This window comes from Streptococcus sp. CF10-1, from assembly GCF_024295825.1.
In the GTDB taxonomy this organism is placed as follows: domain Bacteria; phylum Bacillota; class Bacilli; order Lactobacillales; family Streptococcaceae; genus Streptococcus.
Window position 1 is genome coordinate 296,963 of the sequence record NZ_JANCPQ010000002.1, and the last position, 14,552, is coordinate 311,514.

The 14,552-nt window shown below is 41.2% G+C and carries 12 protein-coding genes; 10 read left to right on the forward strand and 2 right to left on the reverse strand.

Features of this window, described 5'->3' with window-relative positions; translation table 11 throughout:
- Positions 1-88 precede the first annotated feature (88 nt).
- The 9 genes from dnaG to NMM25_RS03925 all read left to right on the forward strand — a co-directional run bounded on the left by dnaG (position 89) and on the right by NMM25_RS03925 (position 7,724).
- The gene (gene dnaG, locus NMM25_RS03885) at positions 89-1,849 is read left to right on the forward strand and encodes a DNA primase (RefSeq protein WP_254736019.1); all 1,761 of its coding nucleotides are present in this window, start codon (positions 89-91) and stop codon (positions 1,847-1,849) included.
- A gap of 2 nt (positions 1,850-1,851) precedes the next feature.
- Positions 1,852-2,961: an RNA polymerase sigma factor RpoD gene (rpoD, locus tag NMM25_RS03890; RefSeq protein WP_254736020.1), complete on the forward strand. Its 1,110-nt coding sequence runs from the start codon at positions 1,852-1,854 to the stop codon at positions 2,959-2,961.
- 14 nt (positions 2,962-2,975) lie between these two features.
- Positions 2,976-3,305 (forward strand): metal-sulfur cluster assembly factor, encoded by a 330-nt coding sequence (locus NMM25_RS03895; RefSeq protein ID WP_000331930.1) that lies wholly within the window; start codon positions 2,976-2,978, stop codon positions 3,303-3,305.
- 112 nt (positions 3,306-3,417) lie between these two features.
- Entirely contained in the window at positions 3,418-4,461 is a 1,044-nt protein-coding gene (locus NMM25_RS03900) for a glycosyltransferase family 4 protein (RefSeq protein ID WP_025171818.1), read from the forward strand.
- A gap of 8 nt (positions 4,462-4,469) precedes the next feature.
- Positions 4,470-5,795 (forward strand): glycosyltransferase family 4 protein, encoded by a 1,326-nt coding sequence (locus NMM25_RS03905; RefSeq protein ID WP_254736021.1) that lies wholly within the window; start codon positions 4,470-4,472, stop codon positions 5,793-5,795.
- 20 nt (positions 5,796-5,815) lie between these two features.
- Positions 5,816-6,004, forward strand: coding sequence for a PspC domain-containing protein (locus NMM25_RS03910; protein WP_000735789.1), 189 nt, complete (start codon positions 5,816-5,818; stop codon positions 6,002-6,004).
- 29 nt (positions 6,005-6,033) lie between these two features.
- Positions 6,034-6,168, forward strand: a complete 135-nt coding sequence (locus NMM25_RS03915) for a DUF4044 domain-containing protein (protein ID WP_000863851.1) — start codon at positions 6,034-6,036, stop codon at positions 6,166-6,168.
- Between the two features lie 71 nt (positions 6,169-6,239).
- Positions 6,240-7,550, forward strand: a complete 1,311-nt coding sequence (gene obgE / locus NMM25_RS03920) for a GTPase ObgE (protein WP_254736022.1) — start codon at positions 6,240-6,242, stop codon at positions 7,548-7,550.
- A gap of 9 nt (positions 7,551-7,559) precedes the next feature.
- A complete protein-coding gene (locus NMM25_RS03925) occupies positions 7,560-7,724 on the forward strand; it encodes a hypothetical protein (protein WP_000502578.1) in 165 nt (54 codons plus the stop codon).
- A 35-nt stretch (positions 7,725-7,759) separates the two neighbouring features.
- On the opposite strand, the gene NMM25_RS03930 is transcribed toward NMM25_RS03925, so the two are convergent.
- On the reverse strand, positions 7,760-8,230 hold the full coding sequence (locus tag NMM25_RS03930; protein ID WP_001043014.1) for an arginine repressor: 471 nt from the start codon (positions 8,228-8,230) through the stop codon (positions 7,760-7,762).
- A 522-nt stretch (positions 8,231-8,752) separates the two neighbouring features.
- On the reverse strand, positions 8,753-11,035 hold the full coding sequence (locus NMM25_RS03935) for a Xaa-Pro dipeptidyl-peptidase (protein ID WP_254736023.1): 2,283 nt from the start codon (positions 11,033-11,035) through the stop codon (positions 8,753-8,755).
- Between the two features lie 415 nt (positions 11,036-11,450).
- Between NMM25_RS03935 and NMM25_RS03940 the strand changes: the two genes are divergently transcribed.
- Positions 11,451-14,552 (forward strand): DNA polymerase III subunit alpha, encoded by a 3,102-nt coding sequence (locus NMM25_RS03940; protein WP_254736024.1) that lies wholly within the window; start codon positions 11,451-11,453, stop codon positions 14,550-14,552.

The window sequence follows — 14,552 nt, forward strand, 5'->3', positions numbered from 1 at the left end:
TACGGAAAGCGTATGAAATGGTTTACTTTTTTTCAGAAATAAGCTATACTAGTTTACGTGAAACTATGATAAGATGGAGGTATTGTGTATGGTTGACAAGCAAGTCATTGAAGAAATCAAAAACAATGCCAACATTGTGGAAGTCATAGGTGATGTGATTTCTTTACAAAAGGCTGGACGGAACTATTTAGGGCTCTGTCCTTTTCATGGTGAAAAGACCCCCTCTTTCAACGTTGTGGAAGACAAGCAGTTTTATCACTGTTTTGGATGTGGGCGTTCAGGAGATGTCTTTAAGTTCATCGAAGAATACCAAGGTGTGTCCTTCATGGAAGCCGTTCAGCTCTTAGGAGAGCGCGTCGGTATTCAACTGGCTACGCCGGTACAGTCTCGTCCTCAACAAACTTCCCCTCATCAAGCTCTATACGATATGCATGAAGAAGCTGCCCGTTTTTACCATGCCATCCTCATGACGACCAAGATGGGAGAAGAAGCAAGGGCTTATCTCTACAAACGCGGATTGACAGATGATGTTCTGAAGCACTTCCAGATTGGACTAGCTCCAGCAGAGAGAACCTATCTCTATCAACGTTTGGCTGACAAGTTTGAGGAAAAGGATTTATTGGATTCGGGCTTGTTTTATCTGTCAGATGGTAATCAATTTTATGATACTTTTTTTGGACGGATCATCTTTCCTTTGACCAATGACAAGGGGCAGGTTATTGCATTTTCAGGTCGTATCTGGCAAGAAACGGATAGTCAGACTGCCAAATATAAAAATAGCCGCTCGACTGCAATTTTTAACAAGAGCTACGAATTGTATCATCTGGACAAGGCAAAAAAGGGAACAGGTAAGATTACAGAGCTCTATCTGATGGAAGGCTTCATGGATGTGATTGCAGCCTACCGTGCTGGTATAGAAAATGCTGTAGCTTCCATGGGAACAGCCTTAAGCAAGGAGCATGTTGATCACCTCAAACGCTTTACCAAAAAAATTGTTCTCAGCTACGATGGCGACAAGGCAGGGAAGGCAGCAACAGCCAAGGCTCTAGAGGAGTTAAAAGACTTTTCAGTGGAGGTTGTTCGAGTACCTGATGCCATGGACCCAGATGAGTATTTGCAAAAGAATTCTGCTGAAGACCTGGCTTACCTTTTAACCAAGACTCGTATCAGTCCTATAGAGTTCTATATTCACCAGCTCAAGCCGGAAAATAGTGATAACTTGCAGGCGCAAATTGAGTTCATTGAAATAATTGCACCCCTAATCGCCAAAGAAAAGTCTATCACTGCCCAGAATTCTTATATCCACATTCTGGCGGATAATCTACCTTCTTTTGATTACCAGCAGGTGGAACAGATAGTAAATGAAAATCGAATTGTTCAAAGGCAGGAAAGAGTCAAAGAGGAGCAACCTCCAGCAACGATTAGTTTACCTGTAACGCGGCAACTGACAGCAGTCATGAGAGCAGAGGCACATCTCCTCTATAGGATGGCTGAGAACCCAGTTGTGTTAAATGACTACCGATTAAGAGAAGATTTTTTCTTTGATACCCCAGAATTTCAGATTCTTTACGAATTATTAAGTGAGCAGGGAGAAATCGGCTCAGAGGAGCTTTCTCATCAGACGCCTGAGGTTGAAAATGCTTGGTACCACGTGCTTAGCTTGGATTTGCCAGCTGAGATGTTGCCTCAAGAGCTAGCGGAGGTCGAAGCGACTCGAAACCGTGCCCTCCTCAGCAAGGACAACTTACGAATTAAAAAGAAAGTGCAGGAAGCTAGTCATGTAGGAGATACAGACACAGCCTTGGAAGAATTGCAACGATTGATTTCCCAAAAGAGAAGAATGGAGTAATAATGGCAACAAAACAAAAAGAAGTAACGACATTTGATGTGCAAGTAGCAGACTTTATCCGTAACCACAAAAAAACAGGAACAGCAACAGATGACGAAATCAATTCAAGTCTGGTTATTCCGTTTGCCCTTGATGCAGACGGCATTGAAGACTTTTTGCAACGGATTCAGGATGCTGGAATTTCTATCACAGATAATGAAGGAAATCCAAGTGCGCGTGTGCTTAGTGCAGAAGAAGAGCCAGAACTCAGTGATGAGGACTTGATTGGCTCAACTTCTGCCAAGGTTAATGACCCAGTCCGTATGTATTTGAAGGAAATCGGGGTGGTTCCTCTCTTGACTAACGAAGAGGAAAAAGAATTGGCCCTAGCAGTTGAGGCTGGTGATATTGAAGCCAAACAACGTCTTGCAGAAGCCAACCTTCGTTTGGTGGTTTCGATTGCTAAGCGCTACGTAGGGCGTGGCATGCAGTTTCTTGACTTGATCCAAGAAGGAAACATGGGCTTGATGAAGGCTGTTGACAAGTTTGACTATTCAAAAGGATTTAAGTTTTCAACTTACGCAACTTGGTGGATTCGTCAGGCGATTACCCGTGCCATTGCTGACCAGGCCCGCACTATTCGTATCCCTGTCCACATGGTTGAAACCATTAACAAGCTTGTCCGTGAACAGCGGAATCTCCTTCAAGAATTGGGGCAAGATCCAACTCCTGAACAAATCGCTGAGCGTATGGATATGACACCTGACAAGGTCCGTGAAATCCTAAAGATTGCCCAAGAACCAGTATCACTTGAAACACCGATTGGTGAAGAGGACGATAGTCATCTTGGGGACTTTATCGAAGACGAAGTGATTGAAAATCCAGTAGACTACACAACTCGTATCGTTTTGCGTGAGCAGTTGGATGAAGTTTTGGATACTCTCACAGACCGTGAAGAAAACGTCTTGCGCTTGCGCTTCGGGCTAGATGATGGGAAAATGCGTACTCTTGAAGATGTTGGGAAAGTCTTTAACGTGACTCGTGAGCGTATTCGTCAGATTGAGGCCAAGGCTTTGAGAAAATTGCGCCAACCAAGTCGTAGCAAACCCCTTCGTGATTTTATTGAAGACTAAGAGTGAGGAATAACATGGCTTATACAGAAGAGCAAATTGAAACGATCAAAACACGCATTTTAAATGCCTTGGAAGAAGTCATCGACCCTGAGTTGGGGATTGATATTGTCAACCTAGGTTTGATTTATGAAATTCGTTTTGATGGTGAAACAGGTCACACTGAAATTGATATGACCTTGACAACTATGGGCTGCCCACTGGCTGACCTTTTGACAGACCAGATACACGATGCGATGACAGATGTGCCTGAGGTAACTAATACCGAAGTTAAATTGGTCTGGTATCCAGCTTGGACGGTTGAAAAAATGAGCCGATACGCGCGTATCGCCCTAGGAATTAAATAAAGACTAAAAAAATGAGAGAGACGATTGGAAAATAAGGTAATTTTATCCTTTTTCCTTTGGTCTCTTCTTTCTTTTGCTGATTTTCTGGAAATAAAATGGTATAATGAAAGGTATGGAAAACGAAAAATTGCGTATTAATATGCTAAGTTCAAGTGAAAAAGTAGCTGGTCAAGGAGTGTCAGGAGCTTATCGAGAATTGGTTAGTCTCCTTCACCGTGATGCCAAAGACCAGTTGATTGTTACGGAAAATCTTCCTGTTGAGGCAGATGTAACTCACTTTCATACCATTGATTTCCCTTATTATTTATCTACATTTCAAAAGAAGCGATCTGGGAGAAAAATTGGTTATGTGCATTTTTTGCCTGATACGCTTGAGGGGAGTTTGAAGATTCCATTTTTCCTAAAAGGAATTGTCAAACGCTATGTTTTTTCCTTTTATAACCGAATGGAACACTTAGTGGTGGTCAATCCCATGTTTATCGAGGATTTAGTGGCTGCTGGTATTCCGCGTGAAAAAGTAACTTATATTCCAAACTTTGTAAACAAAGAAAAATGGCATCCATTACCAGCTGAACAGGTTGCACAACTCCGGAAGGAAATGGATCTTGCGGAAGATCAGTTTGTCGTAATCGGTGCGGGTCAGGTTCAGAAACGTAAAGGAATTGATGACTTTATCCGTCTTGCTGAGGAATTGCCAGAAATTACCTTTATCTGGGCAGGTGGTTTTTCATTTGGTGGGATGACAGATGGTTATGAACGCTACAAGAAGATAATGGACAATCCACCAAAAAATCTTATTTTCCCTGGAATTGTGTCACCCGAACGGATGCGGGAACTTTACGCTATGGCGGATCTGTTCTTGCTACCAAGTTACAATGAATTATTCCCTATGACCATCTTAGAGGCCGCTAGTTGCGAGGCTCCTATTATGTTAAGAGATTTGGATCTGTATAAGGTTATTCTTGATGGGAATTATCGTGCTACAAGTGATGTTTCCGAGATGAGAGAAGCAATCCTAGAATACAAGAATGACCCTGAAGCCTTAAAGGACTTGAAAGAAAAAGCGCGTGAGATCTCCAAAGAGTATTCTGAGGAGCATTTGTTGGAAATCTGGTTAAAATTTTATCGAGAACAGGCTGCTTTGGGCAAAAAGTGAGGTAATTTATGCGAATTGGTTTATTTACAGATACCTATTTCCCTCAGGTTTCCGGGGTCGCGACTAGTATTCGGACGTTGAAAACTGAGCTTGAAAAGCAGGGGCATGCAGTTTTTATCTTTACAACGACTGATAAAGACGTAAACCGATACGAGGATTGGCAAATTATTCGCATTCCGAGTGTCCCTTTCTTTGCATTTAAGGATCGACGATTTGCCTACCGAGGTTTTACAAAGGCGCTTGAAATTGCCAAACAGTATCAACTCGACATCATTCATACCCAGACAGAATTTTCTCTTGGTTTGTTAGGAATTTGGATTGCGAGAGAATTGAAAATTCCAGTTATTCATACCTACCATACCCAGTATGAAGACTATGTGCATTACATTGCTAAGGGCATGCTAATTCGTCCGAGTATGGTAAAATATTTGGTGCGAGGCTTCCTTCATGATGTAGATGGCGTGATTTGCCCTAGTGAGATTGTTCGTGACCTTTTATCTAAATACAAAGTCAAGGTTGAAAAGCGTGTTATCCCAACTGGAATTGAGCTGGCTAAGTTTGAACGACCTGAGATCAAAGAGGAAAACTTACTAGAGCTTCGCTCGAAGTTAGGTATTCAGGAAGGCGAGAAAATGCTGCTGAGTCTTTCTCGTATCTCCTTTGAGAAGAATATCCAAGCAGTCTTAGCTGCCTTTGCGCAGGTTTTGAAAGAAGAAGACAAGGTGAAGTTGGTTGTTGCTGGAGACGGACCTTATCTGGATAGCCTGAAAGAACAAGCAGGGAAATTAAACATACAAAAACATGTGATTTTTACAGGTATGATTGCTCCAAGTGAGACAGCCTTGTACTATAAAGCAGCTGATTTCTTTATTTCAGCCTCTACGAGTGAAACTCAGGGTTTAACCTATCTAGAAAGTCTAGCCAGTGGAACGCCTGTTATTGCTCATGGCAATCCCTATCTTGAAAATCTGATCAATGATAAAATGTTTGGGACCCTCTACTATGGAGAACGAGAGCTTGCAGGAGCTATCCTTGAAGCTTTGATCGCTACTCCTGATATGTCTGAACAAAAGTTAGCGGATAAGTTGTACGAGATTTCGGCTGAAAATTTTGGGAAACGAGTTCATGAGTTTTACCTTGATGCCATTATCTCAAATAACTTTGAACATGAGTTACATGATGGACAGCCTGTCACTCAGCGCTTTTTAAAAACGATTCTCTATCTACCTCAACAGGCTGTTACAAGCCCAGTAAAAGAATCCAAGCGTATTTTAAGAGCGTCTCGAAAACAATTGTCTAGCATCAGAGATTATTGGAGAGACGAATTCAAATAATAGAATAAGAGGAAGAAAAAATGAAAAAATTAATGAGAAGTGGGAAAGATCAAAAAATTGGTGGAGTATGCGCAGGAGTTGCTCATTATTTTGATATTGATCCCACTATTGTTCGTGTCATTTGGGCTGTTCTTGCATTTTGTTATGGGACAGGAGTCCTTGCTTATATCATTTTATGGTTGATTGCACCAGTTTCGACAGACTATTAAATTAGAATTATATAGAAAAAGGAGAAGTTATGGCTTTTGGAGATAACGGAAAACGTAAAAAAACTTTGTTTGAAAAGGTGACGCTTGTTGTCGTGCTCATCATGTTGTTTGTAACCCTTGCTGGTATCTTTGCAACTGCGCTTGGAGCTTTTAGTAGATTCTAAGCAAGCTACGGGGATAGAAACAATAACTAATGACTGGGTTCTCCCCAGCCTTTTTAAAGTGAGAAGAAAATATGAGTATGTTTTTAGATACAGCCAAGATTAAGGTCAAGGCTGGTAATGGTGGCGACGGCATGGTTGCCTTTCGCCGTGAAAAATATGTCCCTAATGGCGGTCCTTGGGGTGGTGATGGTGGACGTGGAGGTAACGTTGTTTTCGTGGTAGACGAAGGTTTGCGTACCTTGATGGATTTCCGCTATAACCGTCATTTCAAAGCTGATTCCGGTGAAAAAGGCATGACCAAAGGAATGCACGGACGTGGTGCAGAAGATCTTCGTGTTCGCGTACCACAGGGGACTACTGTACGTGATGCGGAAACAGGTAAAGTCATTACAGACTTGATTGAACATGGTCAAGAATTTATCGTGGCTCATGGCGGTCGAGGTGGTCGTGGAAATATCCGTTTTGCCACGCCAAAAAATCCTGCACCTGAAATCTCTGAGAATGGAGAACCAGGACAAGAACGTGAGTTGCAACTGGAATTGAAGATTCTAGCGGATGTCGGTTTGGTCGGTTTCCCATCTGTTGGAAAGTCAACTTTGCTTAGTGTTATCACTTCAGCTAAACCTAAAATCGGTGCTTACCACTTTACGACGATTGTTCCTAATTTGGGTATGGTTCGTACGCAGTCAGGTGATTCTTTTGCAGTAGCAGATCTTCCAGGTTTGATTGAAGGGGCCAGTCAAGGGGTTGGTCTTGGAACCCAGTTTCTCCGTCATATCGAACGTACACGAGTTATCCTCCATGTCATCGATATGTCAGCTAGTGAAGGACGTGATCCTTATGAGGACTACCTTGCTATCAATAAGGAATTGGAATCCTATAACCTTCGTCTCATGGAACGTCCACAGATTATCGTAGCCAACAAGATGGATATGCCTGAAAGTCAGGAAAATCTTAAAACTTTCAAAGAAAAGTTGGCAGCAAACTACGACGAGTTTGAGGAACTTCCAGCCATCTTCTCAATTTCTGGATTGACCAAGCAAGGGTTGGCGACTCTTTTGGACGCGACAGCTGAATTGTTAGACAAGACTCCAGAATTCCCGATTTATGATGAATCCGATATGGAAGAAGAGGCTTACTATGGCTTTGACGAGGAAGAAAAGGCCTTTGAGATTAGTCGTGATGATGATGCGACATGGGTACTTTCTGGTGAAAAACTCATGAAACTCTTTAACATGACCAACTTTGACCGTGACGAATCGGTCATGAAGTTTGCCCGTCAGCTTCGTGGTATGGGGGTTGACGAAGCCCTTCGTGCACGTGGTGCCAAAGATGGCGATTTGGTCCGCATCGGTAAATTTGAATTTGAATTTGTAGACTAGGAGATTGATATGGGAGATAAACCAATATCATTCCGAGATGCAGATGGAAATTTTGTTTCTGCAGCAGATGTATGGAATGAAAAGAAACTAGAAGAATTATTTAATCGTCTCAATCCTAAACGTGCTCTTCGATTGGCACGTACAAAGAAAGAAGAAACACAGTCAAAGAAATAAAAAATTCCCGTGATCTTTTGATCACGGGATTTGCTTTATTCACTAAAGAAAAATGGTGGCGCATATTTTTTAAGACTTTCAAAACAAGCTTGCGCTTTTGTAGCATCTTCACAGATAATCATGCAGACATCGTCTCCACAAAGGGTTGCAACGATATCTGGAAAGGCCAAGGAATCAATTACAGATCCAAACGATTGGGCTAAACCGGGTAAAGTTTTCAAAATAACTTGGTGTTGCACCGGACGCAACATAACAAGAGCATCTTCCATATAATTTTCAAGACGTTTTTCCCATTTGGAGATAGACCCTGTATTTAGCACATAGTAAGAATGATCTTCTTCGCGCACTTTTGAAAGGTTCATGGTTTTGATATCGCGTGATAAGGTAGCCTGAGTAACTTGGATATCATTTTCCGCTAACAAGGCTTGTAATTCAGCTTGAGTATGGATTTTGTTTTTTGAAACGAGGGCGCGGATAAGTTGGTGTCTGTGTTCTGATTTGTTCATAAAGTAAGTACTCCTTTTACAAGGTACAGTAGCGTGGACTGAACGAAAATGTCAGTCGAGTGGTAGGCGGTATTGTCACGTATGATGATGTCAAAGTCAGTAGGATAAAGAACTAGATGGAGAGATTCTCCTTCTTTTAACTTGTCACTAGTTGCGTGCAGATAAACTGGGTAGCAATCCGTTCATCTACATTGATGTTCTTTAAAGACAGTGAATCATTCAATTTAGGTAGCTTTTTGTCACGGCTTGTTGTGAATTCACTCTAAATGTTAATTCACAGAGATTTTCAACATGCGGTCTGGTAGCGTATATGATAAATGGTTACACATGTTGGTTAGAGGGGGAGTATCTTCTGCCCAAGTTCCATCTAGAGGTTTCTAAATAACTCTTATTTGAACTGGATTTGATACGAAGTTTATGTTTGATTCGACTGTTCAAGTGGAAAACTTTGGTTATAGGAAGTTCAATGGTCAAATTCATTGACTTTTCCTTTGAATACTTCCACATTGAAAGTCTGGTACATTATACCTTTTGACAAGGTAGGATAAGACTAGACTGTGCTAAATCAACAGTCAACTGATAGTCTGTATTATCTCGAATTGTAATCTCAAAGTCTGTGGTGTAGAGAACCAAACGCAGAGTATCTCCTTCTTTAAGTTTGTAGATAGTTGGTTGAAGCTCTAGCTTGAAGTCCATCCATTCATTGGGTTGGATTTCTTCAATCGTCAAGAGATTGGTTCGATTTTGAAGATTAAGGTAGCCTTTGGTAAGGACACGTTGGGCACTTGGGTTGAATGGTAGTTCACAGAGATTTTCGAGCATGTGGTAACGACCGTTGTCAATGGTTCTAGCACTTAATACAGCTGGATAAGGTTGCAGATATTTCTTTTGCCCAAGTTCTAGCAGTTGGGCTGATAATAAGCCCTTGTTTGTACATGATTTGACACGAAGTTTCAGCTCCACTCGCCCATTTAAGTGAATGTCTTGACTTAGTGGAAGGTCAATGGTGATCTGATTAGCTTTTCCTTGGTAAAGTTCGGTGTTGAAAGTCTGATAAGTCTTACCATAACGATCAAAATCTTTTTGATTATAGTGGTTTTGAATCACTTTTTCTTCAGTTCCAAGAGAGAAGGTATACAGTTCTTCTTGCTTGCCAAAGTCATCAAGACTCTGCCATGTTTGCGGTTCGGTATTGTCCTGCCAGATAACAGTCGGAAGTTGATAGCCTGAGTCAAGTCCTAACAATTTCTTACTTAACAAGGTATTCATAGACTCTCGGAAGTCAATCGACTGCCAGTTGTTCATATAGACATGGGCACCGTGATGGAAAAAGAGGTGCTTATTGATATGGCTAGGAAGGGCATGAAACATCTGGTAAACATGAAGAGGTTTGACGTTCCAATCCTGGGAACCATGCGTAAAGACAACCTCAGCTCGAACCTTGTGAGCATTGAGCAGATAGTTGCGGTCATGCCAAAACTGATTGTAGTCACCTGTCTTGCGATCGAGTTTCTCTTTAACCTTTTCTAAGTCTACTTGATGAGCTTCATTACCACGAATATAATCACCAGCTTGGAGGTTGCGGGAGTAGGTCAATTCAGCAAGTGAGTCAAAATCCTCACCTGGGTAGCCTCCTGGGCTGGTCACTAGACCATTTTCCCGATAGTAGTTGTACCAAGAGGAAATTCCTGCCTCCGCGATGATGACTTCTAAGCCATCAACACTAGTGGTCGCAAGACCATTAGACATGGTCCCTAGATAGGAAATTCCTGTTGTTGCAACTTTGCCGTTTGACCAGTCAGCCTTGACTTGACGCTTGCGCGTGTGGTCCGTGAAAGCACGGCAACGCCCATTAAGCCAGTCAATGACATTTTTATAGGCTTCAATCTGCTGGTAGTCACCATTGGTCATGAGACCTTGAGAATCTTTGGTTCCAACACCCGATACATAGAGATTGGCAAATCCACGTGGGAGGAAGTAGTCATTGAGTGTATATGAGCTATTGATATGAGATAGCTTTTCTTCAGCTTCTGAGACGACTTCTGCTTGACCATGAGGTTCGACCAAATTCAGCTTAGGTTCCTCAAGTTCAATGGTGTGGGGCAGTTTGACCTCAAGCTCCCCTTCCATTTTGTAGAGAGCCTTGTCACTGGCTTTGTCGTTGGTCCCTTGGTGATAAGGGCTGGCAGTCATAAGAGCAGGTACTTGACCATCGTAACGTGGGCGAATAATGCTGACCTTGACTAAGTCAGGGAGTCCGTCTTTATCAGTATCCACACGGCTCTCGACATACACGACTTCACGAATGACATCATGAGTAGAGAAGGTTGCCAAGCTCTTACCGTTAAAGTAGTGGTAGTGATTATCTTCTGAAATGAGTCCATCACTAACAAGCTGATCGATGAGCGTGTTTCCTTTTTTCGTTCGCGTATTGAGCAATTGATAAAGATTTTCAATGAGATCTCCATAAACAATAGGAAAACCAGTTTCTTTACGAAACTGTTCGGCATCCTCAAAGTCAACAAGATAGCTAAATCCTAAAAGTTGAAAAACTACTGTGTAGAAAATCTCCGCAGTTAACTCACGGTCTGACTGGAAAAAGGTTACTAAATCTGTTTCTTTATCCGCAGCCAAAGTCGACAAGGCATAATCCGTGTTAGAATAAGTGAAAAAACTCCAACGAATGAAGTCTTCAAACTGTCTTTTTAAGGACAGTTGGGGTGACAGCTTTAGACCAAGACTTTCTAATTCCTCAAATTGTTGAGAACTAGTGGTTGGTTGATAGCTGAATTGATTAAAACGCATGGTTCTCTCCTTTGAAAACAAACTGGATTTATTATATCAAAAAAGAGGGAAAAATGGAATAAATAAACTTAAATGAAATAAATTTCTTAAACCAGCATATCTATTTGGTAAGTTATTATAAAACGCTGAATAAATACCATAGAAGTAAGCCTTTTTCTAGAGATTTTTATATGCAAAACTGCATATAACTCCTATCTTTATTATACTTCGTTTGGTATAAATATATCTAAATTTACATTTAAAACTATCATATAATATTAACTCTTTATTTCTTTCCTTTGAAAAATGAAGAATTTAAAAGTAAGAAGAGAAGAAGTTTGTAACTGATGATATTGAAAAGAAAGCATCCGAGTTGCTTCAATATCCAGCTTAAAATGGTATAATAGTAGTAAAACGAAAGCAAGGAGGAGAAGAAATGATTGCACAGCTCGACACCAAGACTGTTTATAGTTTTATGGAAAGTGTGGTTTCGATTGAAAAATATGTACAAACGGCTAAAGAGTATGGCTATTCTCACCTTGCTATCATGGATGTGGACAATCTCTACGGGGCTTATCATTTTTTAGAAGTGACTCGAAAATATGGAATCCAACCTTTAATTGGTCTTGAAATGAAATTGATTATAGACGAGAAGGAGATTTCTTTCTGTTTTCTAGCTTTGTCTACTAAAGGTTATCAAGAGTTGATGAAGTTATCCACTTTAAAAATGACTGGACGGAAAAATTGGTCTGACTTCACCTCCCACCTCGAAGATGTTGCTATTATTGTTCCCTATTTTAATGGGGTCGAACAGTTGGATTTGGGGGTTGATTATTTTATCGGTGTTAGTCCAGATACTCCTCAAGAAGTCTATACCAGACCCATTCTTCCACTCTATCAAGTCAACTCTTTTGAAAAAGAAGACCTACAGGTTTTACAAATCTTGTCAGCAATCAAGGATAATGTCAGTCTGAGAGAAGTGGATCTACATTCACAACAGGGAATCTTTCTACCTGCCTCAGACCTGGAAGCACGGTTTAAAAATCGCTTCCCTCAGGCGCTTGCCAATCTCCAAGGTCTGATAGAGAATGTAAGCTATCAAATCGACCCAAGTTTAAAACTCCCTCGCTTTAATCCTGAAAGACCAGCGGTCGAAGAACTTAGAGAGAGAGCTGAGCAAGGCTTAAGTGACAAGGGGCTAACCTCAGCTATCTATCATGAGCGACTAAAAGAAGAATTGGCTGTGATTCATGATATGGGCTTTGACGACTATTTCCTTGTAGTTTGGGATTTGCTCCGTTTTGGACGTTCCCAAGGATATTATATGGGAATGGGTCGTGGTTCTGCGGTTGGTAGTCTGGTGGCTTACTCACTTGATATCACAGGGATTGACCCGGTTGAGAAGAACTTGATTTTCGAGCGCTTTTTAAATCGTGAGCGTTACACCATGCCTGATATCGATATCGACATCCCTGACCTTTATAGGCCAGAGTTCATTCGCTATGTTCGTGATCGCTATGGAAGCCAACATGTGGCACAGATTGTCACTTATTCGACCTTTGGAGCAAAACAGGCAATTCGTGATGTTTTCAAACGTTATGGTGTCCCTGAGTACGAATTAACCAATATTACGAAAAAAATCAGTTTTCGAGATACGCTAACGACAGCCTATGAAAAGAATTTACAGTTTAGGCAGGTCATCAATAGTAAGATTGAATATCAAAAAGCTTTTGAGATTGCTCGAAAGATTGAAGGGTATCCTCGTCAGACCTCTATCCATGCAGCTGGGGTCGTTATGAGTGACCAAGACTTGACGGACTACATTCCTCTAAAATATGGTGAGGATATGCTCATCACTCAGTATGATGCTCATGGTGTTGAAGCTAATGGCCTTTTAAAAATGGATTTCCTAGGTCTACGTAACCTAACTTCTGTCCAAAAAATGCAGGAATTACTGGCTGAGTCAGAAGGTATTAATCTGAAAATCGAAGAGATTGACTTGGAAGACAAGGCAACTCTGGCCCTCTTTTCTTCTGGAAATACCAAGGGGATTTTCCAATTTGAACAACCTGGCGCCATTCGACTCTTGAAACGAGTTCAGCCGCAAGTCTTCGAAGAGGTAGTAGCCACAACCTCACTCAACAGACCAGGAGCAAGCGATTATATTGATAACTTTGTTGCTCGGAAGCACGGCAAAGAAAAGGTGACAGTGCTAGACCCTGCCTTGGAGGACATTCTGTCATCAACCTATGGTATTATGCTCTATCAAGAGCAGGTCATGCAGGTAGCTCAACGCTTTGGAGGATTCAGTCTTGGTAAAGCCGACATTCTCAGACGTGCCATGGGTAAGAAAAATGCCAAAGAGATGCATCTGATGAAGGAAGATTTTATCACAGGAGCTATGAAATTGGGGCATACAGAAGAAAAGGCCAACCAAGTTTTTGCAGTGATGGAAAAGTTTGCAGGCTATGGATTTAACCGATCCCACGCTTATGCCTACTCAGCACTGGCATTCCAACTAGCTTATTTCAAGACACACTACCCTGCTATTTTCTTCCAAGTTATGTTGAACTATTCTAGCAGTGATTACATTGTAGATGCATTGCAGATGGGCTTTGAAGTAGCTCCCTTAGCAATCAACAGCATTCCCTATCATGATAAGATTTCTCAGAAGAAAACCTATCTTGGTCTAAAAGCCATTAAGGGCATGCCAAGAGATTTGTCTTACTGGATTATTGAAAATCGTCCTTTCTCAAGCATTGAAGATTTTGTCACACGTCTTCCCAAGAATTACAAGAAACTGTCGCTTTTGACGCCTTTGGTTGAACTAGGGCTTTTTGATGAATTTGACAAGAATCGCCAGAAAATCTTAGTGAACCTACCAAACTTATTTGTCTTTGTTGAGGAGTTAGGTGGACTCTTTGCGGATACAAATTATAGTTGGACTGAAGCTGATGATTTTACTGAGGCAGAGAAATTTTACAAAGAGCAGGAACTGATTGGGGTAGGTATCAGTGCCCATCCTCTCCAAACTCTTGCCAAACAAGCCCTATATCCGACGACGCCAATCGCTAATCTAACCGAGGGAGCTCAAGCTACTCTCCTAGTTGAAGTGCAAAAGATTAAAGTGATTCGAACCAAGAAAGGTGAGAGTATGGCCTTTCTACAGGTTCATGATAGTAAGTCTCGGATGGATGTAACTGTATTTTCAGACCAATATAGAAAATTGGCTTCCAATTTATCTGAAGGGAAATTTTACTATATCAATGGTAAAGTTCAATCTCGAGATGGTCGTCTGCAAATGATTGCACAAGATTTGAAAGAAGCAGTGGCGGAACGATTCTGGATTCAAGTTAAAAATCATGAAAATGATAAAGAGATTTCAAATATCCTAGAACAATACAAAGGCCCAATCCCTGTCATTATCAGGTATGAAGAGGAAGGAAAAACGGTTGTTTCTACACAACATTTTGTAAGAAAAGATTCTGCTCTAGAGGAAAAATTAGAGGGAATTGCTATGAAAACGATTTATCGCTAA